We start from the raw sequence: 23,673 nt of genomic DNA, 5'->3' as shown, positions 1-23,673 counted from the left end.
TTCAGCCGAATAGTCGCCGTAACGCAAGAATTGCGCATGAGGGTGCTCTGTAACACGGACGTGCTGTCCACTGCGCCATCCAAGTGGCAGTATGCCGAGCACTCGACCCATACAGTTACGAGGAGTGACCGCCGTGGCCCGTCCTACCAGGCACGCCGCGCTCGCCCTGTTGCCCGTGCTGGCCCTGGCCGCCACGGCGACGGCGTGCGCGACCAAGGTCAACACCGGCACGCAGGACAGCGGCTCGGGCATCACCCTGGTCCAGAGCGGCAAGCTGGTCACCTGCACCCACCTGTCCTACAAGCCGTTCCAGTTCAGCGAGGGCGACAAGACCGTCGGCTTCGACGTGGACCTGGTCGACCTGGTGGCCAAGGAACTGAACGTCACCCAGGAGATCTTCGACACGCCGTTCGAGACGATCACCTCCGGTGAGGTGTTCAACACCGGCAAGTGCGACCTGGCCGCGGCGGGCATGACCATCAACGACGAGCGCAAGCAGGCGATCGACTTCTCCGAGCCGTACTTCGACGCCAGCCAGGCGCTGCTGACGAAGAAGGACTCCGGCATCAAGGGCCTGGAGGACCTGCGCGGCAAGCGGGTCGGCGTCCAGCTGGAGACCGTCGGCGAGGAGTACGCCAACGAGAAGGCCGCCGAGTTCGGCTACACGGTCGTCCAGTTCGAGGACCTGCCGCTGATGGAGACCGCCGTGCGCACCGGCGCGGTGGACGCGGCCGTCAACGACAACGGCGTGCTCTACGACTACGCCAAGGAATTCCCGGACACCGAGGTGACCAAGGAGTTCGACACCGGCGACAAGTACGGCATCGGCATGAAGAAGGGCAACACCGCCCTCAAGGCCAAGGTCGACGAGGTCCTGAAGAAGGCCAAGGACAGCGGCGAGTACGACAAGATCTACGAGAAGTGGTTCGGGAAGAAGCCGGAGAGCAAGTAAGCGGCTGGGCCAGCGGGGCCGGTGCTGCGCGCACCGGCCCCGCCCCGCGTTCGAACCCACCCTGCGAGGAGTTCCATGGCTCTGTCCAAGCGGCAACGGGCGAAGGTGTTCCGCGGCGCGCAGTACGCGCTGCTGGCCGTCATCGCCCTCGTGCTGGCCCTGGCCGCTGACTGGGGCGAGATCCAGCGCGCCTTCTTCAACCTCGACATCGCGGCGTCGATGTTCCCCAACGTCATCACGGTGGCGTTGAAGAACACCCTGGTCTACACCGCGCTCGGCTTCGCCTTCGGCCTGGCGCTGGGCCTGGTCCTGGCGCTGATGAAGCTGTCCTCCGTGGCGCCCTACCGCTGGATCGCCACGATCTACATCGAGTTCTTCCGCGGCGTCCCGGCGCTGCTGGTGTTCATCGCGCTGAGCTTCGGCGTGCCGCTGGCCTTCCAGCTGCAGTTCGACATCTACTCCACGGTGATGCTGGCGCTGGGCATCGTCGGCGCGGCCTACATGGCCGAGACGATCCGCGCGGGCATCCAGGCGGTGCCCAAGGGCCAGATCGAGGCGGCCCGGTCGCTGGGCATGTCCCAGGGCCGCACGCTGGCCACGGTGGTCATCCCGCAGGCGTTCCGGATCATCCTGCCGCCGCTGACCAACGAGCTGATCCTGCTCACCAAGGACTCGTCGCTGATCTACATCATCGGCCTGGCCCGCGAGCAGTACGAGCTGACCAAGTTCGGCCGCGAGACGCTGAGCCGGTCGCCGTCGCTGACCCCGATCCTGGTGGTCGGCCTGTGCTACCTGCTGATCACGCTGCCCCTGGGCTACCTGTCGCGGTACCTGGAGCGGCGCACCGGCGGCAAGAAGATCAGCACGCCCGAGTCGACGGGGTTGGGGGTGTCGGCGTGAGCACCGAGGTCAGCACCGACGTGGCGGTGGAGATCACCGGGCTGAAGAAGTCGTTCGGGCCGCTGGAAGTGCTGCGCGGCATCGACGTGAGCGTGCGGCGCGGCGAGGTCGTCTGCGTCATCGGCCCGTCCGGCTCCGGCAAGTCCACGCTGCTGCGCTGCGTGAACCTGCTGGAGGAGCCGACCGGCGGCAAGATCGTGGTCAACGGCGTCGAGCTGACCGACCCCGATTGCGACATCGACGCCGCCCGCACCAAGATCGGCATGGTCTTCCAGGGCTTCAACCTGTTCTCGCACCTCAACGTGCTCAACAACCTCACCGTGGCGCAGCGCAAGGTGCTCAAGCGCAAGCCCGAGGAGGCGCAGCGGATCGCGCTGCGCAACCTGGAGCGCGTCGGCCTGGCGGAGAAGGCGGGCGCCATGCCCGCCCAGCTCTCCGGCGGCCAGCAGCAGCGCGTGGCCATCGCGCGGGCGCTGTCGATGGACCCCGACGTGATGCTGTTCGACGAGCCCACCTCGGCGCTGGACCCCGAGCTGGTCGGCGACGTGCTGGGCGTGATGCGGCAGCTCGCCGACGAGGGCATGACCATGCTCGTGGTGACGCACGAGATGCAGTTCGCCCGCGAGGTCGCGGACAAGGTGCTGTTCATGGACGGCGGGTACGTCGTCGAGGAGGGCGAGGCCGCCCAGGTCATCGGCGCGCCCCGGCACGAGCGCACCAAGTCGTTCCTGGCGCGCGTGCTGGACCCGACGCACCAAGGGCCCCGTGACTGACACCGAGGCGCGCGGCGGGCTGGACGTCTTCGACCCCGACCCGCCGCGCGCCACCCGGATGCCCGCCGCCGACGTCCTGCGGGCGCTGGAGAGCAACGAGGGCGCCTGGCGGCTGCCTCGGCGCAGGCCGAACACCCCGCCGGTGATCCGGGTGGTGGACCGGTTCCTCACCGGCCAGCTCGACCTGCGCGCGGTGGAGCTGAACTACCTGCTGGAGTTCGAGCGCTGCCGCTTCGAGCAGCCACCGGACCTGCGCCAGGGCAGGCTGGCGGGCGTGGAGTTCCGCCGCTGCTGGTTACCCGGCCTGCTGGGCCGCAACCTCAGCTGCGCCAACGAGGTCGCGCTGATCGGCAGCACCGTCGAGGGCACCGTGGACCTCACCGACGCCGACATCGCGGGCTCGTTGTCGTTGCAGGACAGCGCGTTGCGGCAGCGCGGCGAGCTGGCGCTGCACGCGGACCGGCTGCGGCTGGCGGGCGCGCTGCTGGGCCACCGGCTCACCGTCGAGGGCGAAGTGCGCATGGCGGGCGCGAACATCGGCGGCAACGCCAACTTCAACGGCGGCACCCTGCACAACCCGGCCGCGTACGCGCTGCGCGGCAACGGGATGCGCGTGGGCGGCAACCTGGTGCTGAGCACCGCCACCGCGCACGGCACGGTGTACCTGGCCAACGCCCAGGTCGAGTCGACGCTGACGCTGCGCGCGGCCAAGCTGGCCGACGGCCGCACCATGTCCGACGCGCTGGACCCGCACAGCGACCCGACCGCGACGCTGGTGCTCGACCGCGTCGCGGTCAACGGCGACGTGCACGTGGACCGGGGGTTCGCCAGCGCGGGCACGGTGCGCATGGTCAACGCCTCGGTGGGCGGCAACCTGTCGCTGACCGGCGGCGAGTTCGACTCGCTGGAGCAGTCCGTCGGCGACGGGCCGACCGGCTACGGCCGGGCGCTGCACCTGGACGGCGCGCAGATCGGCGGCGACATCGTGGGCAGGCAGGCCAGGGTGCGCGGCCAGTTCCGCATGGTCGACCTGCAGGTGAAGGGCAGCCTCACCCTCGACGGGTCCACAGTGGACAACCCGCGCGCGGACGCCGTGCTGGGCAACCGGTCCCGCGTCGGCAGCAACCTGACGCTGCGCGAGGTGGAGGTGACCGGCGGGCTGGAGCTGCGCGCGGTGCACATTGGGGCCAACCTGGACCTGCGCGGCAGCCGCGTCACCCAGCCCGGCCGCTACCGGCACCAGCCCGCGGGCAAGCCGTCGCTGGACGTGGGCGGCGCGGTGATCGGCCGCGACCTGATCTGCGCGGGCGGCGCCAAGGAGTTCGTGGCGCACGGCGGGGTGCGGGCGCGGCGGGCCCAGGTGGGCCGGATCGCCACGTTCGCGGGCGCGGTGCTGGGCGACAAGCTCGACGCGCACGCGCTGAACCTGCTCGGGTTGCAGGCGCAGGAACTGGTGCTGACCCCGGTGACCCCGCCGCGCGGGGACGTCACGCTGCGGCAGGCGCGCTGCACCTCGTTGGAGGACAACGAGAACCTGTGGGGCGCGACCGGCCGGATCGACCTGGAGGAGTTCCGCTACGACTCGCTGCGCCACCCGATCGACCTGCGCGACGACGGGGAGGTGGAGCGGCGGCTGCGCTGGCTGCGGCAGGCGATGCGGCGCACCTACCGGCCCGGCCCGTACGACCAGTTCGCGGAGATGCTGCGGGCCTGCGGCAACGACGAGCACGCCGCGATGGTGCTGGTGGAGAAGCAGCGGCTGCGCTACAAGGCGGTCGCCGAGGGCCGCCGCTACCTGGGCCCGCTGGTGCTGGTGTGGAGCTGGTTGCAGCGGTCGATGGTCGGCTACGGCTACCGGCCCGCGCGGGCGCTGGCGTGGCTGGTGGTGTCGTGGCTGCTGGGCAGCGTCTGGTTCGAGGTGCGGCCGGACCTGGAGGTGATCAACTCCGACGACCGGCTGCCGTGGAACCCGTGGCTGTTCACCATCGACCTGGTGGTGCCGATCGTGGACTTCGGCAACAAGAACCGGTGGCAGACACCGGGCGCGTCGCAGTGGATCGCCTCCGGCCTGATCGTGACCGGCTGGGTGCTGGCCACCACCGTCGCCGCCGGCCTGACCCGCATGCTCAAGCGCTGAGCGCCTGCAAGTACCACCCGTGGTGCGTTTCAGGGCCGGTAAGTACCACCCGAGATACCCGAGCGTTCGACTCGCGGTACCTGAGCGTTCGACTCGCGGGGGAAGGGGCGGGGCGGTGTGGTGGCCGCCCCGCCCGCGCGGGTCAGTGGGTGGCGGCGGGGCGCAGGTTCGGGCTGTCCTCGTCCGCGTGGTAGTCGTCCGCCTTGGTCTGGTCGGTGCCGTTGAACACCCGCAGCTTGCGGGCGATCAGCGTGACGACGACGGCGACCAGCAGGTTGGCGGCCACGGCCACCACGCCGACGTAGATCTGCACCGTGGACCCGGCCAGCGGGTGCCAGCCCAGCAGCGACAGCTTGTCCAGCGCCAGCGCCGAGCCGCCGAAGTGCGGGCGCTTCCCGTCCGCGCTGGGGATCTGGTACAGCAGGTACATGCCCCAGCCCATGCCGACGACCCAGCCGGCGACCAGGCCCCAGATGTGGAACCAGCGCGTGTAGAGCGCGATGGCCACGGCGGGCAGCGTCTGCAGGATCATCACGCCGCCGATGAGCTGCAGGTCGATGGAGAACTGCGGGTCGATGAACACGATGAACGCGACCGCGCCGAACTTCACCACCAGCGAGGCCAGCTTGGCCTGCTTGGCCTCCTGCGCCGGGGTGGCGTCCTTCTTCAGGTACTCCTTGTAGATGTTGCGGGTCCACAGGTTCGCCGCGGCGATGGACATGATCGCCGCCGGGACCAGCGCGCCGATGCCGATGGCGGCGAAGGCGATGCCCGCGAACCAGGACGGGAACTCCTGGCCGAACAGCACGGGCACGATGGTGTTGGTGTCCGGGCGGCCGGTGGCCTGGTTGGTGATCGGCTTGACGCCCGCGCTCATGGCCACGAAGCCGAGCATCGCCAGCAGGCCCAGCAGCAGCGAGTACGCGGGCAGCGCCACCATGTTCCGCTTGATCACGTTGCGGCCGCGCGAGGCGAGGATGCCGGTCAGCGAGTGCGGGTACAGGAACAGCGCCAGCGCCGAGCCCAGCGCCAGCGTCGCGTACTGGAGCTGGTTGTTGCCGTTGAGCAGGATGCCGTCGCTCTTGGCGGGCGTGGCCTCGAACCGCGCCTGCGCGCCGTCGAAGATCGCGCTCCAGCCGCCGAACTTCGACGGCAGGTAGATCACCGCGACCAGGATCACCAGGTAGATCAGGGTGTCCTTGACGAACGCGATCAGCGCGGGGGCGCGCAGGCCCGACTGGTAGGTGTAGAGCGCCAGGATCACGAACGCGATGAACAGGGGCAGGTGGCCGAGGAAGCCGGAGCCGTTGAGGCCCATCGTCCGCAGCACCGCCTCCAGGCCCACCAGCTGCAGGGCGATGTAGGGCATCGTGGCGATGATGCCGGTGATCGCGATGATCAGCGCCAGCCAGTGCGAGCCGTAGCGGCCGCGCACGAAGTCGGCGGGCGTGACGTAGCCGTGCACGCGGGACACCGACCACATGCGCACCAGCGGCAGGAACACCAGCGGGTACAGCACCACGGTGTAGGGCAGGGCGTAGAAGCCCAGCGCGCCCGCGCCGAACACCAGGGCGGGCACGGCCACGAAGGTGTAGGCGGTGTAGAGGTCGCCGCCGACCAGGAACCAGGTGATCCACGAGCCGAACTTGCGGCCGCCCAGGCCCCACTCGTCCAGGTGCTCCAGCGTGTCACCGGCCTGCCACTTGGCCGCGACGAAGCCAAGCACGGTGACCAGCAGGAACAGCGCGCTGAAGACCACCAACTCGGTCCACTGCATCAGTTGGCCCCCTCGTCCAGGTCGTCGACACCGAGCCGGTCCGGCTTGCCGTGGACCGCCGCGGGCCGGTCCTTGGTCTTGACGTAGACCAGGCCCACGCAGAGCACGCCCACCGGCACGAAGGCGAACTGGTACCAGTAGAAGAACGGCAGGCCCAACACCCTCGGCTCGTCGGCGTTGAACCACGGCGTGATGAGCATCAGCAGCGGAACCAGCAGCAGCAGGTTCCAGTTGCTCCAGCGCAGGCTGGATTTTCGAGCAGACCGCATGACAACGCCCCTCCGTACGGCCCTGGTTACCGGGTGTCGGGGATGCTAGGCGGCGTCCCGACCAACGTCATCGTGTCGGGTGGGTTGCTGCCATGTGACGTGGCTGAATCGTGACCGTTTGTCACAGCCCGTGTCACTGTTCGCGCAGGACGGTGACCAAGTGCTGCTCGGCGACGTCGAAGTAGCGCAGCAGCGCCCCCTCGGCCCGGTCGGTCTCGTCGCGGTCGAGGAAGTCCGCGATCTCCCGGTTCATCGGCAGGTAGTCCCGGTAGAACTCCTCCGGGTCGCCCATGACGTGGAAGGCCAGCCGCAGCTCGGCGAGCAGCCGCTCGACCTCCTCGTCCAGCCGCGCGGAGCCCGCCAGCGCGGTGATCGCGCGGTGGAAGCGGATGTTCGCGGTGCCCACGCCGTCCCAGTCGCCCTCCTCGGCGCGCCGCTCGCCCCACCGCACCGATTCGCGGATCGCCTCGCGGCGTGCCTCGCCCGCCTCGGGCCAGCGCCGCAGCGCGCCGCACTCGATGATCCGGCGGGCGGCGTAGAGGTCGGTGATGTCGGCGACGCCGGGCACCCGCACGAACACGCCGCGGCTGTACTCGTGCACCAGCAGGCGCTCGTGGGTGAGCAGGCGGAACGCCTCGCGCAGGGTGTTGCGGGAGACCTTGAGCGCCTCGCCGAGGGCCTTCTCCGACAGCTGCCTGCCGGGCTTGATGTACCCGTCGAGGACCCTGGAGCGCAGGACGCCCGCCACCCGCTCGGCGGTGCTGGCGCGGTCGATCTCGGCGCCGTCCTTGGCGAGCGTCCGCAGCCAGTCGTCGGCCTCCACGGTCGTCATGCTGTCACCTTAACGCCCTACAAATCAAAGGAAGTATTGAAGGATTGTTGAACAATCCTTATCTTGGGGAGGGGAGGTGGGGAGCATGGACCTCAACGCGGACGTGGGTGAGGGTTTCGGGCGCTGGGAGCTGACCGACGACGCGGCCCTGCTGGACGTGGTGACCAGCGCCAACGTGGCCTGCGGCTTCCACGCGGGCGACCCGGCGACGATGCTGCGCGCGTGCGAGCTGGCCGCCGCGCGGGGCGTCGCGGTGGGGGCGCACGTCGGCTACCGCGACCTGGTCGGCTTCGGGCGGCGGTTCGTCGACGTCGACCCCGCCGCGCTGACCGCCGACGTGCTCTACCAGATCGGCGCGCTGGACGCCTTCGCCCGCGCGGCGGGCACCAGGGTCGCCTACGTCAAGCCGCACGGCGCCCTCTACAACGCATTGGTCCGGCACGAGGCGCAGGCCGACGCGGTGGTCGACGCGGTGCGCGCCTACGACCCGACGCTGCCCGTGCTGGGCCTACCCGGCGCGGTGTGGCTCAAGCGCGCCGAGGTGGCGGGCCTGCCGGTGCGCTTCGAGGGCTTCGCCGACCGCGCCTACGAGCCCACCGGCGCGCTGGTCGACCGGCGCAGGCCGGGCGCGGTGCTGCACGACCCCGGCGAGATCGCCGCCCGCTGCGTGGAGATGGCCACCGAGGGGCACGTGCGCGCGGTCGACGGCCGCGTCCTGCGGCTGCGCGTGGACTCCCTGTGCGTGCACGGCGACACCCCCGGAGCGGTGGCCATCGCCCGCGCCGTGCGGCGGGCGCTGACCGAGGCGGGCGTCGCGCTGCGGCCGTTCACCGCCGACCAGCGCAAGCTCAGCGCGTGAAGGTGGTGTGAAAGGGCACACCTCCGTTCGGCGGGTTTCCCAAGCCGATCGCACTGGGCAGCATCGCGGCGTGACCATGAGACTCCGCGCGGTGATCTCCACCGCGATCCCCCTGGCCCTGACCCTGCTGGCCGCACCCGCCGTGGCGCAGGCGCAGCCCCAGCAGTGCTTCGACGCCGCCGCGCCGATCACCGTCGAGGAGCAGCGCCTCGACGACACCCTCGGCGAGGGGCAGCCCGCCGTCGGACCGGAACTGGTGCGCCTGGGCGGCTTCGACGACGAGGTCAGCCGGTTCACCACGGCGCTGTGCCGCCTGAGCCCCGGCCGAGAGGCCACCACGCTCGCCGCCACCACCGGCAACGACCTGTGGCGTGCCGCCGTGCGACGCGCGCAGAGCCCGCAGACCTGGGACTCCTACGACGACCGCCCGCTGTACTGGGCGCGGCTGCAGCTGACCAAGGCGCTGCGGCAGTGGCGGCCGGTGCGCGGCGAACTGCCCGCCGACCAGCGCGCCGCCCTGGTCACCACGCTCGACCGGGCCTCGCGCGGCCTCGGCGACGCCTCGTTCCCCAGCGGCGTGCGGCGGGTCGCGGTGACCGGCTTCGACCCGTTCCAGCTCGACGGCAACAGCGTGCGCCGCGCCAACCCGGCGGGCGCGGCGGCCCTCCAGCTCGACGGCCGCGTCTTCGACACCCCGCAGGGCAGGGTCGTCGTGCAGGCGGCCGTGCTGCCCGTGCTGTGGGGCACCTTCGACGAGGGCATCGTCGAGCAGTTCTACGGCAACCTGCTGCGCTCGTCGGCCAGGCCGGACGCGATCGTGACCATCAGCCAGGGCCGCGGCGGGCAGTTCGACGTGGAGCGGTGGGCCGCCCGCTGGCGCGGCGGCTTCTGGGACAACAACGACGTGTCCTCCACCGGCCCCGTGCCCGACGCGGCGGGCTGGCCGCAGCCGTCCCTGGAGTTCATCGAGACCACGCTGCCGCACCAGCGGATGGTCGAGGCGGACACCGGGCAGTTCCCCGTGTTCTACAACCGCGAGTTCTGCGAGTGGCCGCTGGGCACCACCCCCGGCGAGGGCTTCCCGGACTGCCGCACCGACGAGCCCACGCCCGGCGCGGCGGCCGCGAGCGGCAGCGGCGGCGACTACCTGTCCAACGAGAGCATGTACCGGGCCAACCGGGTGCGCGTCGGCCTGAACGCCACCACCACGGCGGGCGGCCACCTGCACATCCCGGCGATGGGCCTGCCCGTCGACCCGGTCGCGCTCACCGACGCCGCGTTCGAGGCCCAGCGGCGGCAGATCGTCGACCAGACGCTCAACCTGGTGTCACTGGTCTGACCACTAGGGTGACCGTGTGCGCAGGCGGGCGTTGGTCGCGGTGGTGACCGCGCTGGCGCTCGCCTCCTGCACCCGGTACGTCGAGGGCAGCCCGGACGACGAGGTGCGCCGCCCCTCCATCACGCCCTCCGCCCAGGAGCTGCCCGCGCCCGGCCAGTGCGTGAACGCCGAGCTGCGGCAGGTCGACTGCGCCGGGCCGCACGAGGCCGAGGTGACCGACGTCGGCGAGCTGGGCGACGTCGGCGAGGGCTCCCAGCGCGACGTGCGCCGGGCCGCCGTCCCGCCGTGCCGGGCGGCGCTGGCCCGGTACGTCGGCAGCGCCGACCACGACGCCACCCGGCTGCACGCGCAGGCGATGTGGCCCAGCGCGGACGGCTGGGCCAGGGGCGACCGGTGGCGGCTGTGCCTGGCCGTCGAGCTGGCCCCGGACGGGCAGCGGGTGGCGCGCTCGGGCTCGGTGAAAGACCTGCTCAAAGCCTCCGGGTTCGCCTCGGTGCAGCTGTGCGCGCTGGACTCGCCGTCCCAGGCGCGCGACCCGAAGCTGACCGGTTGCGACACCGCGCACGTGGCCGAGGCGGTGCCCGGCGTGCTGTCCCTGGGCTCGCCCGGCGACCCCGCGCCGTCCCAGGAGGAGGTGGACGCGCGTGCTCGCGAGCACTGCGCCACCGCCGTGCGCGGCTACGTCGGCGCGGACCGGCCGGACGTGTTCGCGGCCTGGCGGGCGTTCGGCAGCCTCGCCTGGTCGGAGGGCTTCACCACTGCGGTCTGCTACGCGGAGGCGACCCGCCCGTTCACCGGCAGGCTGTGGGGACTGGGCGCCAACCCCCTGCCCGGTTGAGTCCACAGGCTGTGCACAGCCTTGTCCACAGGCTGTGGACAACTTCGCGGGTATCCCCTCTGACCAGCGGCGGAAAGTTTTCCACAAGGGGATGGACGAAAGAGGCCCGGTGGACGCCGTTGTCCACCGGGCCTCGCTCAGGGGGCGATCGGGATCAGCCCAGGCGCAGCTTCAGCGCCTCCAGCTCGTCACGCAGCGAAGTCGGCAGCTTCCGGCCGATCTTGGCGAACCACTCCTCGATCATCGGGATCTCGGCCCGCCACTCGTCGGCGTCGAACGCCAGGGCCGCCTCGACGTCCTCGCGCGGCGCGTCCAGCCCAGCCAGGTCCAGCTCGTCGGCGGTCGGCACGTACCCGATCGGGGTCTCCCGCGCGGCGGCCCTGCCCTCGATGCGCTCGACGGCCCACTTCAGCACGCGCGAGTTCTCGCCGAACCCCGGCCACAGGAAGCGCTTGTCCTCGCCGCGGCGGAACCAGTTGACGTAGAAGATCCTGGGCAGCTTGTCCGCGTCCGCGCCCTTGCCGGTGTCGATCCAGTGCTGGAAGTAGTCACCCGCGTGGTAGCCGATGAACGGCAGCATCGCCATCGGGTCGCGGCGCACCACGCCCACCTGGCCGACCGCCGCCGCGGTGGTCTCGCTGGACAGCGTGGCGCCCATGAACACGCCGTGCTGCCAGTCGCGCGACTCCGTGACCAGCGGGACCGTCGTGGCGCGGCGACCGCCGAAGAAGATCGCCGAGATCGGCACGCCCTGGGGGTCGTCCCACTCCGGGGCCTTGATGTCGCACTGCGCGATCGGCGTGCAGTAGCGCGAGTTCGGGTGCGACGAGGGCTCGCCCGCCTCCGGCGTCCAGTCGCGCTTCTTCCACGAGGTCAGGTGCGCGGGCGGCTGCTCGGTCATGCCCTCCCACCACACGTCGCCGTCGTCGGTCAGCGCGACGTTGGTGAACAGCGAGTTCCCCTTCTCGATGGTGCGCATCGCGTTGGGGTTGGTGTGGTAGTCCGTGCCCGGCGCGACGCCGAAGAAGCCGTTCTCCGGGTTCACCGCGTAGAGGCGGCCGTCCTCGCCGAAGCGCATCCAGGCGATGTCGTCGCCCAGCGTCTCGACCTTCCAGCCGGGGATCGTCGGCTCCAGCATCGCCAGGTTGGTCTTGCCGCACGCCGACGGGAACGCCGCGGCGATGTAGTGGACCTTCCGCTCCGGCGAGGTCAGCTTCAGGATCAGCATGTGCTCGGCGAGCCAGCCCTCGTCGCGCGCCATCACCGAGGCGATGCGCAGCGAGTAGCACTTCTTGCCCAGCAGCGCGTTGCCGCCGTAGCCCGAGCCGTACGACCAGATCATCCGCTCCTCGGGGAACTGGGTGATGTACTTGGTCTCGTTGCACGGCCACGCCACGTCGTCCTGGCCCGGCTCCAGCGGCGCGCCCAGCGAGTGCAGCGCCTTGACGTACGGGGCGTCGTGGCCGAAGCGCGCCAGCGCCTTCGTGCCCATGCGGGTCATGATGTGCATGGAGACGACCACGTACTCGGAGTCGGTGATCTCCACGCCCAGCATCGGCTTCTCCGCGTCCAGCGGACCCATGCAGAACGGGATCACGTACATCGTGCGACCGCGCATCGAACCCCGGTAGAGGTCCGTCATGGTCGCTTTCATCTCGGCTGGATCCATCCAGTTGTTCGTCGGCCCCGCGTCCTGCGGGTCCACCGAACAGATGAAGGTGCGTTCCTCGACCCGCGCGACATCGGTCGGGTCGGACGCGGCCCAGAACGAGTTCGGTTTCTTGCGCAGTGGCACGAAGGTGCCCGCGTCGACGAGTTTGCGAGTCAGCCGGTCCCATTCGTCCGCCGAGCCGTCGGCCCACACCACCTGGTCCGGGCAGGTCAGCTCGGCGACCTCGTGCACCCAGGACAGCAGGTCCTGGTGGTCGGTGGGGGTCTGGTCGAGACCGGGAATGGTCACTGCCGTCATCTCGTCTCGTCTCCTAGCTGAGCGCCAAGTCCACGGCGGACGCCGGTGTCCGGGGTGGACGACGGCGTCCGGGAATGGCTCCGCCCGCCCGGTGGAGGGCGTGCCGTGAAGGGATGGAGGGAGGTTATCCCGATTAATGAGGGGCAACACCTCGACATCCTGTCGGTTCTCTCACATAAACGATTCTGGAATCGATTCAGCACCCGATTCGCCCGTACCTGGGTGTGACACGGGTTTTAAGACGGGTAATTCAAGGGGGTGAACCTGCGTTCCCGAACACATCTCCGGGTGATTGTGGGAGCGGTCCCACGGAGAGCTCGCGGAGAACTGCGGGGCGAAATGCCTGATTCCGCCCCGCTCGCTCGGCCCGCTCAGCCGCCCTGCGGCTCGCCGGGGCGGTGCGTGCCGCAGGTCCACTCGAAGCCCTCCGGATCCAGGACGCGGACCCGGTAGTTGCCCCACTCGGTGGCCTCCGGCTTCCAGATCACCTCGGCTCCCTCGGTGACCGCCCTCGCGTGGATCGCGTCGACAGCGGCCCGGTCGTCGACGACGAGGTAGAGCCCGAGCCCGGAGGTCTCGCCGCGACGCGGGGGGCGCTCGTAGCCGTCGTGGTCGGAGAAGACGATCACGGCGGCGTCCCCGAGGCGCAGTTCGGCGTGCGCGACACCACCCCGCTCGTCGGGGAACGACATGGTCACCTCGAACCCGAAGACCCGGCCCAGCCAGTCCAGAGCGGCTTCGGCATCGCGGTAGCCCAGGTAGGCGGAAAGAGAAATCATGCGGCCAGGGTGTCCGGCATACCGGACAACCCGCGTCCTCGATCACGCCGCCGCCGACGGGAGACCGCAGTGGAGAAGTACGACGTCAAGAAGGCGCACAAAGAGCTGTACTCCCCGCCGTCGAAGGACTTCGTCGTGGTGGACGTGCCCGAGCTGCGGTACATCGCGGTCGACGGCCACGGCGACCCGAACACCTCACCCGCGTACGCCAACGCCGTCGAAGCCCTCTACGGGGTGGCGTACACGATCAAGTTCGCCAGCAAGAACACCCTCGGCCGGGACTTCGTGGTCGGCCCGCTGGAAGGGCTGTGGCGAGCGGACGACCCGAGCGCGTTCGTCACGCGGCGCAAGGACACGTGGCAGTGGACCATGATGATCAACCAACCCGACTGGATCACCGACGACGCGGTTCGGGACGCGATCGAAGCGGTCGCGAAGAAGAAGGCCCTGCCCGCGTTGGGGGACATGAGGGTGCTCGGTCTTGCCGAGGGGACCTGTGCGCAGATCCTGCACATCGGCGCCTACGACGACGAGACCCCGGTCCTGGACCGCCTCCACCACCACTACCTGCCCGAGAACGGGCTCACCTTCAACGGCGACCACCACGAGATCTACCTCAGCGACGCCCGCCGCACCCCGCCTGCCAAGCTCAAGACGGTCCTGAGGCAGCCGGTGAAGGCGCTCTAGACGAGTAATTCCTGATTCGATCAGTGGCCGTAAGCGGTCAGAGACCGGGTGATGGGTTGGTCGGCAGTGCGGTCGTACTAGCTGCTGGCGGTCAGGGCCGGATCAGTCGGACGCCGCGCTGGTACAGGAAGCGGTCCAGGTCGCGGGCGACGTAGCCCTTGTCGACAATGATCAGCAAGCCTGGGCGATTGGCGAGCAGGTGGGCTCGTAGTCACGGAGGGCCGTAAGCACCCCGCTCGCCGATCTCCGGGCCGGTCAATGCCCGGCCGGTCACCGACTGGGGCGGTCGTGGGGTGGGTGGTGGGCCACCTGGGCGGCCCGGCTTCCGGACGGATCTGAGACAGATCCATGCGCTGGCCGCAGAAGTTGATGCACCGCTGTCGGGAACGGAGGATCTTGCCGGTCCACGACTCCTGCACGGTAGCGCTATCGGAGTGTCAACCCAGCAGCGCCTGCACCCGCCGCAGCCTGCGAAGTACGCTGACGATAGATCACCACAGCCTCGGAGTAGCCCTCAACCGATGCCGAGCCAGCGAGGAGAGTTTTCGCTGGTAGGATGCACCGCTACCCCCCGGACTTGATCACGGGGGGTGAGCTGTGCTAGGGTACCCCGCAGGAGCACCCGGGGCAAACGGGTGTGTCCAGGAGCACCGTAGTAGTTCGCTGTCTCACTACTTTTACTGTCATGAGACTAGCCAGCTCAACTCGGTGCGTCAAGTTCGGTCTCCCCAGATAGGAGGTCTACGACGCACAACACACGAGTGGCTTGGATGACGTTCACCCAAGTCGTGGTGCTCCGCGTATCTACATGGAGTAACCAGGGTGAACCACCACCAAGCGAGTAACGAGTACGGACAGACGGAGTACTGCTTCGCCTGTCAAGACATGACTTCGAGCACGTATGAGTCGGGGTTCTGGATGTGCCCCTGTGGGCATCGTGCACGGCAGCGGCGTCGACGTCGCACTCCCGGCCGTGTCCGTACCACCCGCTGAAGCCGGACGACCGACTGAAGCCAGCCGGTCCGTCCTACGGGACGGACCGGCTTTCCGGTCTGCTGATAGGAACTCGCCGAGCAGCGGCCTGACTCATGCCAGCTGAACCTCGGGACTTGACCCTGGATGTTGGACACCAGACACACTTGGATCGGCATGGTCCGGGTGGACAGGAGTCCCGTTCAGATGGTGATGAAGCACTACCCGCCGGAGTTCCGGGCCGAGGCGGTCGCGCTCTACCGGTCCCGACCCGGTGCGACGATCAAATCGGTGGCCCAAGACCTCGGGGTCAACCACGAGACGCTGCGCAACTGGATCCGCCTCGACGACGCACAACGCACCGGAGCACCCACTGCGAGCGCCTCGGCGCCGGCCTCGCCGGAGGACGAGAACGCCACGCTGCGCAGGCGGATCCGCGAGCTGGAGGAGGAACGCGACATCCCTGCGCAAGGCTGCCCGGTATTTCGCAGGGGAGACGCGCTGGTGAACCGCTTCGGGTTCGTCTCCGAAAACCGACGCCAGTACGGCGTGAAGCGGTTGTGCCAGGTCATCGGCGTCGCCCGGTCCAGCTACTACCACTGGAAGGCCACCGCGTCGGACCGGGCCGCCCGCGCCGCGGACGACGCGCGCCTGGCCGCGCGCATCCGGGTGATCCATCACGAGTCGGCGGGCACCTACGGCGTCCCGCGGATCACCGCCGAACTGCACGACACCGGACACGAGGTCAACCACAAGCGCGTCGCCCGCGTGATGCGCGGCATCGGCTTGGCAGGGCTGCGGCTGCGCCGCCGGCACCGCACCACCACGGCCGACCCCACTGCGGTCAAGGCCCCGGACCTGCTCGGACGCGACTTCACCGCCCAGGAGCCCAACACCCGCTACGTCGGAGACATCACCTACCTGCCCATCGCCGACGGCACCTTCTGCTACCTCGCGACCGTGATGGACCTGTGCTCACGCCGCCTGGTCGGCTGGGCCGTGGCCGACCACATGCGCGTCGACCTCGTCCTCGACGCCCTGCACGCGGCGCAGCGGAGACGGGGCAGCCTGGCCGGGGCGATCTTCCACAGCGACCACGGAGCCCAATACGGTGCCGAATCCTTCGCCGACGCCTGTCGCACCGCCGGGGTCACCAGGTCCATGGGCGCGGTCGGCAGCTCCGCGGACAACGCCGCCGCCGAAAGCCTCAACGCCTCCTTCAAACGCGAAACACTGCAAGGCGCCCGGAGCTGGGGCAGCGCAAGGGAAGCACGCCTGGCGGTGTTCGGCTGGGCGCACCGCTACAACACCCGACGGCGCCACTCCCACCTCGGCCAGATGTCCCCGATCGACTACGAGAACAGCCTGCTACCAACACCGGTTACGCTGACCCCAGCCGCATAACCCCGTGTCCAACATCCGGGGTCAGGGCCCGACCTCCACAGCGCCTAAGTCCATGCCAGGGCGACCAACTCGGCATCAGTCAGCTTCGGCGGCCTGCCCATCTGCGGCCGGGCCCCGAGGTAGTCGTCGACTTTGACGTGGAATGCGGTCAGAAGGGCGCTCAGGTCGGCCGTCATAAACCGATCTTGACCGCCCTCGTCCGTCCACTGCCACCGCCTTGACTTACGCGTTACCCACCTGGTTGTCGTACAGGTCGGCCCCGGCGCGGGCGATGGCCGCGTCGAAGGCGGCGCGGAACTCCAGGATGTGCTCGTGCTCCAGGGCGAAGGCCAGGTCGCCGTCCGGACCCGTGATCTCCACGGTGCCGTCGCTGACGCTGATCGCGCAGACGCCGGGGCGGTCGCCGAGGTCGGTGCAGCGGATCAACCACTCCCGCTTCTCGGCCCTCCTGGTCAACTGCGGCATGGCGACCTCCACCTGGTTGTATATGACTGAACACTGACCGTAATAGCCTCACATTAGCCTATTGTTAGGCTTTTTGGAGCATCTCGATCGGGTGAAGGATCACGACATGGGTCTTGCGCAGCAGACGGTCGAGCGACTCCAACTCGGGCTCGCCCTAGCCCGTCTGCGTGATGCCGCGAACAAGTCCCAACAGGAGGCGGCATCTGCCATCGGACGAACCGCCGGACGAATCAGCCAGGTCGAGAACGGTAAAGGCACGCTCAACACCGACGAACTCGGAGTACTTCTCGACTTCTACGGCGTGGCCGAGGATGAACGTGAAACCGTGCTCGCCCTCGGCGTCGCGAGCCGGAAGCGGCAGTCGCGTCGCGGATACGTTGATGTGCTGCCGCAGCCCTTCCAGCGCATGACCGACCTGCAAGTCGCCGCCGAGGTGATCGACTGGTACGAGTGCGGCGTGATTCCCGGCTTGGCCCAGTCGCCCGCCTACATCCGCGCCCTGCTGAGCAGCGCCGACTCGATCTTCTGGGAAGCTTCGGAGCGGGAAACCGAGGAACGCATCCAGTTCCGACTGGCGCAGCAGCGCCGGGTCCTCCGCTCAGGGCAGAGCAAAACGATCAACCTGGTGTTCAGCGAAGACACCCTGCACCACCTCATCGGCGGAGCATCCGTGATGCGCGGTCAAGTACTGCACCTGCTCCAACTGGTCGAGGAGAACCCGCGCCTGACCATCCAAGTCGTGCCGAACTCAGTGGAGAACAACCCCGCTCTGGGCGGCGGCTTGGTGGCGTTGGAGTTCGGCGAAGCACGGCCGGTCGCCTTCGCGTCAGTGCTCCACGGTCCCTACACCTACTACGATCAACCAGGGGATACGGAGCCAATGCGCCGGATCTTCAACCGGGTGCGGGAGTTGGCGATGAGCCCGGAGGACACCCGCTCCCTGTTGATCACCACGTTGTGAGGAGTCGGTTATGACTGAGCACGACACCGGGTGGTTCAAGAGCAGTTACAGCACCGCTGGCAGCAACGGATGCGTCGAAGTGCGCATCACCAGCACAGGCGTGAGCGTCCGGGACTCCAAGGACCCCAACCACCCCCACTTCACCCTCAACACCAGGGCATGGGCTGGGTTTCTCAACAGCCTCACCAAGTGAGGAGTTGATGATGGTCGACCGCGACACCGGTTGGTTCAAGAGCAGCTACAGCTCCGGCGGCAGCAACGCCTGCGTCGAAGTGCGCATCACCGACGCAGGCGTGGGAGTCCGGGACTCCAAGAACCCCACCGGCCCCCACCTCACCCTCAAGCCCAAGGCGTGGACGGGGTTCATCGAAGGGCTCACCAAGTGAGGAGTCGATGATGGCTGAGCGCGACACCGGATGGTTCAAGAGCAGCTACAGCTCCGGCGGCAGCAACGGGTGCGTCGAAGTGCGCATCACCGACACGGGCGTGGGAGTCCGGGACTCCAAGAACCCCACCGGTCCCAGCTTCACCTTCAGGGCCGAGGCGTGGGCGAAGTTCGTCGGAGGGCTCGCCAAGTAGGGACCGCGCACCCCGAACGCTCGGTTCGGGGTGCGCGAACGTTGAGTTCGGGGGGCCTGAACGTTGAGTTCGGGGGTTCTGGGGGTTCGACTCGCGGGGGAGGGGGGAGTGGGGGTTAGTTGGGGCTGATCCACTGGCCGGTTACGGAGTCGATGCGGACTACGCCGGAGACGGTGGTGACGCGGTCCTCGGACCAGACCTCGTCGCTGTCCAGGCCGGTCTTGGTGTCCGGGACGTACTTGCCCTCCGAGTCGATCTGGCCGTGCTCGACCGTGGTCCACTCGCCGTCGCCGGTGTGCTCGGTGACCGTGACCTCGCCCTGCCGGGTGATCTCGGTGGCCAGGTCGGCCACGCCGTCGCCGTCGGCGTCGGTGAACAGCCAGGTGTCGCCCTCGTCGTCCTGCACCACGGCGGTGTCCGCGCGGCCGTCGCCGTCGCTGTCCTCGGTCGCCGGGCCGACCTGCTGGGAGCCGTCCTCGGTCTTGACCACGACGGCCTGCTCGTCGCTGGTGTTGGTCTGCTCACCCCGGTCGTCGGACGGCCCGACCTCGACCCACTCGCCCGAGCTCTCGTCGAACCGGGCCTGGCCGACCAGGTCGCCCTTGGCGTCGAAGGTGCTCATCAGGTCCGCGTCGCCGTCGCCGTCGGTGTCGGAGAACGCCAGGTGGCCGCCGTCGTCGGTCTCCACCACGGCGCTGTCCTCCACGCCGTCGCCGTCGAGGTCGTAGCTCGCCTCCGCGGTGTACTCCTCGTCCTCGACGGTGACCTTCAGCTCGCCGCCCGCTTCGCCTGTCTCGTCGATGTACACCGGGCCACCCTCCTGCCGCTCGCGTACCGGTAAGACTCACCGTATGCCGCCGCGGTTCCCCTTGTCAGCACCACGCGCCGACGTCAGACGCGGTCGCGCAGCGCCCTGATCCTGGTCAGCAGCTCGTCCACCTTCGCGCGGCCCGCGCGCAGCTCGGTGATCCGCTTGGTCACCGCCTGCAGCGCGCGGGCGCGTTCGCCCGCGCCCATCCGCAGCGCCTTGTCCACCTCGCGCAGCTCCGCCTCGATGGCGTCCACCCGCCTGCCCAGCGCGTCGTCCAGCGCCAGCGACAGCTGCTGCTCGGCTTCGATGAGCTGTTCGGCCACGAGCTGGTCCACCGTCGAGCGGGCGTCGGCGATGGCGTCCGACAGCCACTGCTTGTAGTGCTGCTTGTCGGCGGCGTGCTTGCGGGTGCGGGCCATCCACCAGCCCGCGCCGAGGCCGAGCACGACGGTGACCGGCAGGACGATCGGGTTCAGCGCGGCCACGCCGAGCCCGGCCAGCGGCAGCGCGGCCAGCCTGCCCGCGCCCAGACCGCCCGAGACGCCCATGAACACCAGCAGCTTGTCCTCGGCGGTGGGCGCGCGCCGCTCCGGCGGGCGCAGCAGGACCGGGGGTGTCGCGCCGCGCGCGAACTGGCCCCGGATGACCGCCAGCTCATCGGGGGAGAACAGGTCCGCCAGCGCCGCGTCGGCGACCTTCGCCAAGCGCGCGGCCAGCCCCGCGCTGATCCGCCCGGACACCGCCTGCAACGCCGCGTCGACCTGCTGCGGCAGGCCGGGCAGCGTCTCGCGGGTGGCCGCGTCGATCGCCGAGCGGAACCACGTCTGCAAGTCGCGCATCTGCCGGGCCACCTCGTGCGCGCCCTCCACGCGCGCCCGCTGCACCTCACCGCGCAGCCGCACCTGCCAACTGCGGGTGGACGAGCGCCGCTGCGAGTTCAGCTCGTCGCGGCGGGCGCGCAGCGCTTCGGCTTCCTCCTCGCCCGCCGACAGCGCCCGCTGGTCCGCTTCCTGCCGCGCGGTCAGCTCGTCCAGCACGGTGGCCAGGGCGCGCAGCGAGTTCGCCTCGCCCAGCATCGCCGCCCGGCCGACCACCAGCTCCTGCAACGCCGTCTGCAGCTCACCGACACCGGACCGCTCGCGCAGCATCGCCGCCGCGTCCGGGTTCGGGGCCTTGGCGGCCATCTCGAACATGCGCGCCGACACCGGGTGGAACACCGCGTCCGCGAACCGGGGCGCGTGCTCGGCCAGCAGCGCCCGGTCGGCGTCCAGCACCTGCCGCCACCCCCGGTACTGGTCGACCTTGGCCAGCGCGAACACCACGGTCTCCACGCGCTCGCCGACGCTGCGCAGGAAGTCCAGCTCGCCTCGGGTGAACGGGGCCGACGCGTCGACCACGAACAGCAGCGCGGTCGCCGACGCCGCCGCTTCGGCCGCCAGCTCGCCGTGCGCGGCCTCCAGCCCGCCCACGCCCGGTGTGTCCACAACGGACAGCCGTTCCAGCAGCGGGATCGGCGCGTCGACCTCGACGTAGCGGGGCGGCAGCGCGCCCTCGGGCAGCTCGTGCGCCGCGGACACCCAGTTGACCAGCTCAGCCCGGTCGAACGGCACCGGCGGCACCGATCCGGCGTAGTGGGCGCGGCACCGCCAGTCCTCGCCGTGCCGGAACACCAGGTACACGGCGGTGGCCACCTCGGCGTCCACCGGCGACAGGCCCGGCGTCGCCAGCAGCGCGTTGACCAGCGAGCTCTTGCCCCGGTTGGTCTCCCCGACCACCACCACCGACGCCGCGCCGCCGCGCCGGGTCTCCACGAACGACGCCGCCGCCGGGTCCAGCGAGCGGACCAGCGCGGTCAGCTTCTCCCTGGTCTGGCGGACGGCCTGGGGCAGCGGGGTCATCTGGCCGTGTAGACCGTGACGACGGGGGCGCGCAGCGTCCGGCCCCGGTCGGCGAAGCCGACCACCTCGGTCTCCGCGACCACGCCGTCCAGCGACGGGTCCTCGGTGGGCACGGTGCCGCCCGCCTCGTGCCGGGACGGGTCGAAGCGCTCGCCGTCCGGGCGCAGCGCGGTCACGCCGATGCCCGCCAGGCCCTCCTCCAGCCGCTCCACCACACCCGAGCTGCGGGCCCGGTCCAGCGCGTAGAGGCACAGCTGCACCAGGGCCCGCCGCTCGGCCAGCGCCTGGTCCAGCAGCTCGCCCGCGATGGTCTCCACACCGGTGTCCGACGCCACCGGGCCCGGTTCCGTTCCACCCCGCGTCATCGCCGCCCCCGAAGTTGTTGCCAGATGAGGAAGTACGCCCGGTGCACCACGTGGGCCACCCGGCTCTGCGCGGGCGTGGCGCCGAACGACGCGAAGGAGCGCCACCACCCCGCACGCTCCAGCGCGTGGGCCACCAGCTCCTGGGTTGGCCTGCCGCGCAGGCCCAGCTGCTCGGCCGGGTCCGGGGAGCTGCCGAACCGCAGCACCTCCTCGGCCAGGTCCGGGGGCATCGCCACGGCGCCCGACGCGACCAGGGTCAGCGCCTCCAGCAGCCGCAGCTGGTGCGCCTCGGGCTTGGCCAGCAGCACCTCGATGGCGTTGTGCACGCGCTGCCGCTCGGCCGCGTCGCCGGAGGCGGCGGCCAGCGCGGTCACCGACGCCAGCGCGGCGGCGGCCTTGATGCCGTCGGCGCGGGAGCGGAACACCGCGTTGAGCTTGCCGCGCACGCCTTCCAGGCCCGAGGCGTCGAGCAGCTTGCGGCGCAGCGCGCCCGCCGTGATCGACGGCTCCGCGTCCAGCGCCTGCAGCGCGCACCGGATGCCGTACAGGTCCAGTTTCTCCAGCAGCCGGGCGCGCACCCCGGCGGGCACGTCGCACTCCCAGGCCGCGAACAGGTCCGCCGACATGAGCATGGTGTCGCGGGTGGCCTCGTCCAGCAGCGCCAGCTTGCGCAGCGCGTCGGCGTCGGCGGAGGTGAAGCCGCCGGTCTCGGCGGACTCGGCGACCAGCCCGATCACCGGCAGCACGTCGGCCACCCTGGGCTTGAGGGTGCGCGCCTGCCGCTGGGCCAGCAGCACCGCCGCCTTCCAGGTGTCGCCGTCCGCGCCGTCCACGGTCTCCGCGGCGATGGTGTCGGCCTTGTTCAGCACCGCGATGGCGTTGACCGGCCCGGCTTCGCGGCTGGCGGTGGCGGCGGTGAACGCGGCCAGCGCCTGCTGGTCGTCCGACCGCACGCCCTGCGTCACCACGTACAGCACGGCCTCCGCGCCCGCGACCGCGTTGCGCGACACCGGGTCCAGCGCCTGCTCACCGGCCAGCAGCGCCTCGGTGCGGGCCACCGACGCCGCGTCCAGCGAGCCCAGGCCCGGCGTGTCGATCACCGTCAGGTCGCGCAGCACCGCGTTGGTCAGGTACGCCTCGACGTGCGAGACGCGGGCGATGTCCACGCCCAGGTCGGCCGGGATCATGCCCGCCGGGTCGAACGGCAGCACCTGCTTGCGGCCGTCGGTGAACACCACCTCGACCCGGTCCACCGTGCCGTACTGGAACCGGGTGACCAGCCGGGTGCACTCGCCCACGTCCGTGGGCGCCACGCGGCGGCCGATCAGCGCGTTGACCAAAGTGGACTTGCCCGACTTGATCCGGCCCGCCACGGCCACCTGCAGCGGCGCGGACAGCCTGCGCAGCACCTCGCGGAACCCGGCCGCGGTGGCCGGGGAGACCTGGGGTTGCAGGTTCGCGCACAGCGAGGCCACCGCCGCCGAGAGCGGACCGGCGAGCTGCTGGGCCTGCGCTGTCACGGTCGAATCCTGCCACGTGCCGGGGACGTGCGGTTTGGGAAACGGTGAGTGACGGGTACCCGCCGCACGGTGAGCGCGTGGAGGGAGCCGGACTGATGGACCAGAGCTATGCGGTGTTCTTGTTGCTCGGTGTCGTGCTGGTGCTGATCGACGGCCAGCTGATCTACCACAGCGGCAAGGGCTACATGAACCGGGCGTACGGCGACCCGGAGGCGGCGGCGTCGATGACGCGCCTGGCCACCGTGCTGTTCCACCTGGTCGTGCTGGGCCTGTTGGCGCTGGTGTCGATCATCTCGGTGAACACCGGCGACCCGGTCAAGGACGTGGTGGTCAAGCTCGGCGTGACGCTGCTGCTGCTGGCGCTGGTGCACGCGGTGACCATGATGATCCTGGGCCGCATCCGCGACCGGCAGATCCAGCAGCAGCTCGCCGACGAGATGGCCGAGGAGCACCGGCAGTTCGAGGAGCGGCAGCGCCTGGACGACCACCGGCCGGAGACCAAGGTCGACCCGTTGTCGATCAAGACGATCAGCTGAACGCCCTCATCCTCCTGGAGGATTAGGGGGGGTCAGCCCGTGGCTCGACGC

At 70.2% G+C, this 23,673-nt stretch carries 24 protein-coding genes and 2 pseudogenes; 14 read left to right on the top strand and 12 right to left on the bottom strand.

What is annotated here, in order from left to right:
* Window positions 1-133 precede the first annotated feature (133 nt).
* The 4 genes from IEZ00_RS04265 to IEZ00_RS04250 all read left to right on the top strand — a co-directional run bounded on the left by IEZ00_RS04265 (window position 134) and on the right by IEZ00_RS04250 (window position 4,762).
* Entirely contained in the window at window positions 134-952 is an 819-nt protein-coding gene (locus IEZ00_RS04265) for a transporter substrate-binding domain-containing protein (protein ID WP_229795006.1), read from the top strand.
* A 75-nt stretch (window positions 953-1,027) separates the two neighbouring features.
* Window positions 1,028-1,852 carry an amino acid ABC transporter permease gene (locus tag IEZ00_RS04260; RefSeq protein ID WP_189221643.1) on the top strand — a complete coding sequence of 275 codons (825 nt, stop codon included), beginning with the start codon at window positions 1,028-1,030 and terminating at the stop codon, window positions 1,850-1,852.
* Window positions 1,849-2,625: an amino acid ABC transporter ATP-binding protein gene (locus tag IEZ00_RS04255; protein ID WP_276530092.1), complete on the top strand. Its 777-nt coding sequence runs from the start codon at window positions 1,849-1,851 to the stop codon at window positions 2,623-2,625. Before IEZ00_RS04260 ends, IEZ00_RS04255 begins: the two co-directional genes overlap by 4 nt.
* On the top strand, window positions 2,618-4,762 hold the full coding sequence (locus IEZ00_RS04250; protein ID WP_189221642.1) for a translocation/assembly module TamB domain-containing protein: 2,145 nt from the start codon (window positions 2,618-2,620) through the stop codon (window positions 4,760-4,762). The genes IEZ00_RS04255 and IEZ00_RS04250 overlap by 8 nt, the downstream gene beginning before the upstream one ends.
* Before the next feature lie 142 nt (window positions 4,763-4,904).
* Here the strand turns inward: IEZ00_RS04250 and mctP are convergent, their stop codons facing one another.
* The 3 genes from mctP to IEZ00_RS04235 all read right to left on the bottom strand — a co-directional run bounded on the left by mctP (window position 4,905) and on the right by IEZ00_RS04235 (window position 7,640).
* The gene (gene mctP / locus IEZ00_RS04245) at window positions 4,905-6,539 is read right to left on the bottom strand and encodes a monocarboxylate uptake permease MctP (RefSeq protein ID WP_189221641.1); all 1,635 of its coding nucleotides are present in this window, start codon (window positions 6,537-6,539) and stop codon (window positions 4,905-4,907) included.
* On the bottom strand, window positions 6,539-6,808 hold the full coding sequence (locus IEZ00_RS04240) for a DUF3311 domain-containing protein (protein ID WP_189221640.1): 270 nt from the start codon (window positions 6,806-6,808) through the stop codon (window positions 6,539-6,541). Before IEZ00_RS04240 ends, mctP begins: the two co-directional genes overlap by 1 nt.
* A gap of 133 nt (window positions 6,809-6,941) precedes the next feature.
* Entirely contained in the window at window positions 6,942-7,640 is a 699-nt protein-coding gene (locus IEZ00_RS04235; protein ID WP_189221639.1) for a GntR family transcriptional regulator, read from the bottom strand.
* Window positions 7,641-7,725: 85 nt separating this feature from the next.
* Between IEZ00_RS04235 and IEZ00_RS04230 the strand changes: the two genes are divergently transcribed.
* The 3 genes from IEZ00_RS04230 to IEZ00_RS04220 all read left to right on the top strand — a co-directional run bounded on the left by IEZ00_RS04230 (window position 7,726) and on the right by IEZ00_RS04220 (window position 10,676).
* Complete coding sequence (locus tag IEZ00_RS04230; RefSeq protein ID WP_189221638.1) at window positions 7,726-8,499, top strand: LamB/YcsF family protein; 774 nt, start codon at window positions 7,726-7,728, stop codon at window positions 8,497-8,499.
* A gap of 76 nt (window positions 8,500-8,575) precedes the next feature.
* Entirely contained in the window at window positions 8,576-9,838 is a 1,263-nt protein-coding gene (locus IEZ00_RS04225) for a PA0049 family protein (RefSeq protein ID WP_189221787.1), read from the top strand.
* 16 nt (window positions 9,839-9,854) lie between these two features.
* Window positions 9,855-10,676 carry a septum formation family protein gene (locus tag IEZ00_RS04220; protein ID WP_189221637.1) on the top strand — a complete coding sequence of 274 codons (822 nt, stop codon included), beginning with the start codon at window positions 9,855-9,857 and terminating at the stop codon, window positions 10,674-10,676.
* A 154-nt stretch (window positions 10,677-10,830) separates the two neighbouring features.
* On the opposite strand, the gene IEZ00_RS04215 is transcribed toward IEZ00_RS04220, so the two are convergent.
* A complete protein-coding gene (locus IEZ00_RS04215) occupies window positions 10,831-12,645 on the bottom strand; it encodes a phosphoenolpyruvate carboxykinase (GTP) (RefSeq protein WP_189221636.1) in 1,815 nt (604 codons plus the stop codon).
* 371 nt (window positions 12,646-13,016) lie between these two features.
* Window positions 13,017-13,424, bottom strand: coding sequence for a VOC family protein (locus tag IEZ00_RS04210; RefSeq protein ID WP_189221635.1), 408 nt, complete (start codon window positions 13,422-13,424; stop codon window positions 13,017-13,019).
* Window positions 13,425-13,493: 69 nt separating this feature from the next.
* Here IEZ00_RS04210 and IEZ00_RS04205 point away from each other — a divergent pair, with 69 nt between their 5' ends.
* Complete coding sequence (locus tag IEZ00_RS04205; protein ID WP_189221634.1) at window positions 13,494-14,111, top strand: GyrI-like domain-containing protein; 618 nt, start codon at window positions 13,494-13,496, stop codon at window positions 14,109-14,111.
* A 94-nt stretch (window positions 14,112-14,205) separates the two neighbouring features.
* Here IEZ00_RS04205 and IEZ00_RS38315 read toward each other — a convergent pair.
* Window positions 14,206-14,313, bottom strand: a pseudogene (locus IEZ00_RS38315) (IS982 family transposase); the annotation flags it as partial.
* A gap of 977 nt (window positions 14,314-15,290) precedes the next feature.
* On the opposite strand from IEZ00_RS38315, the gene IEZ00_RS04200 reads away from it, so the two are divergent.
* Complete coding sequence (locus IEZ00_RS04200) at window positions 15,291-16,487, top strand: IS3 family transposase (protein ID WP_189221633.1); 1,197 nt, start codon at window positions 15,291-15,293, stop codon at window positions 16,485-16,487.
* A gap of 53 nt (window positions 16,488-16,540) precedes the next feature.
* On the opposite strand, the pseudogene IEZ00_RS37705 reads toward IEZ00_RS04200, so the two are convergent.
* Together IEZ00_RS37705 and IEZ00_RS04190 are read right to left on the bottom strand one after the other, a co-directional pair.
* Window positions 16,541-16,663: pseudogene (locus tag IEZ00_RS37705) on the bottom strand (IS982 family transposase); the annotation flags it as partial.
* Window positions 16,664-16,709: 46 nt separating this feature from the next.
* Window positions 16,710-16,952 carry a hypothetical protein gene (locus IEZ00_RS04190; protein ID WP_189221632.1) on the bottom strand — a complete coding sequence of 81 codons (243 nt, stop codon included), beginning with the start codon at window positions 16,950-16,952 and terminating at the stop codon, window positions 16,710-16,712.
* A 73-nt stretch (window positions 16,953-17,025) separates the two neighbouring features.
* Between IEZ00_RS04190 and IEZ00_RS04185 the strand changes: the two genes are divergently transcribed.
* The 4 genes from IEZ00_RS04185 to IEZ00_RS04170 are packed head-to-tail and all read left to right on the top strand — an operon-like array spanning window position 17,026 to window position 18,492.
* Entirely contained in the window at window positions 17,026-17,913 is an 888-nt protein-coding gene (locus IEZ00_RS04185) for a helix-turn-helix domain-containing protein (RefSeq protein ID WP_229795004.1), read from the top strand.
* Window positions 17,914-17,923: 10 nt separating this feature from the next.
* Window positions 17,924-18,106, top strand: a complete 183-nt coding sequence (locus IEZ00_RS04180) for a DUF397 domain-containing protein (RefSeq protein WP_189221631.1) — start codon at window positions 17,924-17,926, stop codon at window positions 18,104-18,106.
* A 10-nt stretch (window positions 18,107-18,116) separates the two neighbouring features.
* Window positions 18,117-18,299 (top strand): DUF397 domain-containing protein, encoded by a 183-nt coding sequence (locus IEZ00_RS04175; RefSeq protein ID WP_189221630.1) that lies wholly within the window; start codon window positions 18,117-18,119, stop codon window positions 18,297-18,299.
* Between the two features lie 10 nt (window positions 18,300-18,309).
* Window positions 18,310-18,492, top strand: coding sequence for a DUF397 domain-containing protein (locus tag IEZ00_RS04170; RefSeq protein WP_189221629.1), 183 nt, complete (start codon window positions 18,310-18,312; stop codon window positions 18,490-18,492).
* A gap of 115 nt (window positions 18,493-18,607) precedes the next feature.
* Here IEZ00_RS04170 and IEZ00_RS04165 read toward each other — a convergent pair whose 3' ends face one another.
* The 4 genes from IEZ00_RS04165 to IEZ00_RS04150 all read right to left on the bottom strand — a co-directional run bounded on the left by IEZ00_RS04165 (window position 18,608) and on the right by IEZ00_RS04150 (window position 23,086).
* Window positions 18,608-19,300 carry a DUF6802 family protein gene (locus IEZ00_RS04165; protein WP_189221628.1) on the bottom strand — a complete coding sequence of 231 codons (693 nt, stop codon included), beginning with the start codon at window positions 19,298-19,300 and terminating at the stop codon, window positions 18,608-18,610.
* 83 nt (window positions 19,301-19,383) lie between these two features.
* The gene (locus IEZ00_RS04160) at window positions 19,384-21,201 is read right to left on the bottom strand and encodes a dynamin family protein (protein WP_189221627.1); all 1,818 of its coding nucleotides are present in this window, start codon (window positions 21,199-21,201) and stop codon (window positions 19,384-19,386) included.
* Complete coding sequence (grpE, locus tag IEZ00_RS04155) at window positions 21,198-21,566, bottom strand: nucleotide exchange factor GrpE (RefSeq protein ID WP_189221626.1); 369 nt, start codon at window positions 21,564-21,566, stop codon at window positions 21,198-21,200. Before grpE ends, IEZ00_RS04160 begins: the two co-directional genes overlap by 4 nt.
* Window positions 21,563-23,086 (bottom strand): dynamin family protein, encoded by a 1,524-nt coding sequence (locus IEZ00_RS04150; protein ID WP_189221625.1) that lies wholly within the window; start codon window positions 23,084-23,086, stop codon window positions 21,563-21,565. The genes grpE and IEZ00_RS04150 overlap by 4 nt, the downstream gene beginning before the upstream one ends.
* A gap of 95 nt (window positions 23,087-23,181) precedes the next feature.
* On the opposite strand from IEZ00_RS04150, the gene IEZ00_RS04145 reads away from it, so the two are divergent.
* Window positions 23,182-23,622, top strand: coding sequence for a hypothetical protein (locus IEZ00_RS04145; RefSeq protein ID WP_189221624.1), 441 nt, complete (start codon window positions 23,182-23,184; stop codon window positions 23,620-23,622).
* The last annotated feature ends 51 nt before the right edge of the window (window positions 23,623-23,673 follow it).

Origin of the sequence: Saccharothrix coeruleofusca, from assembly GCF_014648515.1 — a bacterium.
Taxonomy (GTDB): Bacteria; Actinomycetota; Actinomycetes; order Mycobacteriales; family Pseudonocardiaceae; genus Actinosynnema; species Actinosynnema coeruleofuscum.
Note: the sequence above shows the minus strand (reverse complement) of the source record. Positions and strands in the feature narration are given on the sequence as shown.

Bases quoted from the DNA above. Each gene is read 5' to 3' on its own strand.
- IEZ00_RS04260 (WP_189221643.1), top strand. From the start codon at position 1,028: ATGGCTCTGTCCAAGCGGCAACGGGCGAAGGTGTTCCGCGGCGCGCAG.
- mctP (WP_189221641.1), bottom strand. From the start codon at position 6,539: ATGCAGTGGACCGAGTTGGTGGTCTTCAGCGCGCTGTTCCTGCTGGTC.
- IEZ00_RS04240 (WP_189221640.1), bottom strand. From the start codon at position 6,808: ATGCGGTCTGCTCGAAAATCCAGCCTGCGCTGGAGCAACTGGAACCTG.
- IEZ00_RS04235 (WP_189221639.1), bottom strand. From the start codon at position 7,640: ATGACGACCGTGGAGGCCGACGACTGGCTGCGGACGCTCGCCAAGGAC.
- IEZ00_RS04230 (WP_189221638.1), top strand. From the start codon at position 7,726: ATGGACCTCAACGCGGACGTGGGTGAGGGTTTCGGGCGCTGGGAGCTG.
- IEZ00_RS04225 (WP_189221787.1), top strand. From the start codon at position 8,576: ATGAGACTCCGCGCGGTGATCTCCACCGCGATCCCCCTGGCCCTGACC.
- IEZ00_RS04215 (WP_189221636.1), bottom strand. From the start codon at position 12,645: ATGACGGCAGTGACCATTCCCGGTCTCGACCAGACCCCCACCGACCAC.
- IEZ00_RS04210 (WP_189221635.1), bottom strand. From the start codon at position 13,424: ATGATTTCTCTTTCCGCCTACCTGGGCTACCGCGATGCCGAAGCCGCT.
- IEZ00_RS04200 (WP_189221633.1), top strand. From the start codon at position 15,291: ATGGTGATGAAGCACTACCCGCCGGAGTTCCGGGCCGAGGCGGTCGCG.
- IEZ00_RS04190 (WP_189221632.1), bottom strand. From the start codon at position 16,952: ATGCCGCAGTTGACCAGGAGGGCCGAGAAGCGGGAGTGGTTGATCCGC.
- IEZ00_RS04180 (WP_189221631.1), top strand. From the start codon at position 17,924: ATGACTGAGCACGACACCGGGTGGTTCAAGAGCAGTTACAGCACCGCT.
- IEZ00_RS04175 (WP_189221630.1), top strand. From the start codon at position 18,117: ATGGTCGACCGCGACACCGGTTGGTTCAAGAGCAGCTACAGCTCCGGC.
- IEZ00_RS04170 (WP_189221629.1), top strand. From the start codon at position 18,310: ATGGCTGAGCGCGACACCGGATGGTTCAAGAGCAGCTACAGCTCCGGC.
- IEZ00_RS04160 (WP_189221627.1), bottom strand. From the start codon at position 21,201: ATGACCCCGCTGCCCCAGGCCGTCCGCCAGACCAGGGAGAAGCTGACC.
- grpE (WP_189221626.1), bottom strand. From the start codon at position 21,566: ATGACGCGGGGTGGAACGGAACCGGGCCCGGTGGCGTCGGACACCGGT.
- IEZ00_RS04145 (WP_189221624.1), top strand. From the start codon at position 23,182: ATGGACCAGAGCTATGCGGTGTTCTTGTTGCTCGGTGTCGTGCTGGTG.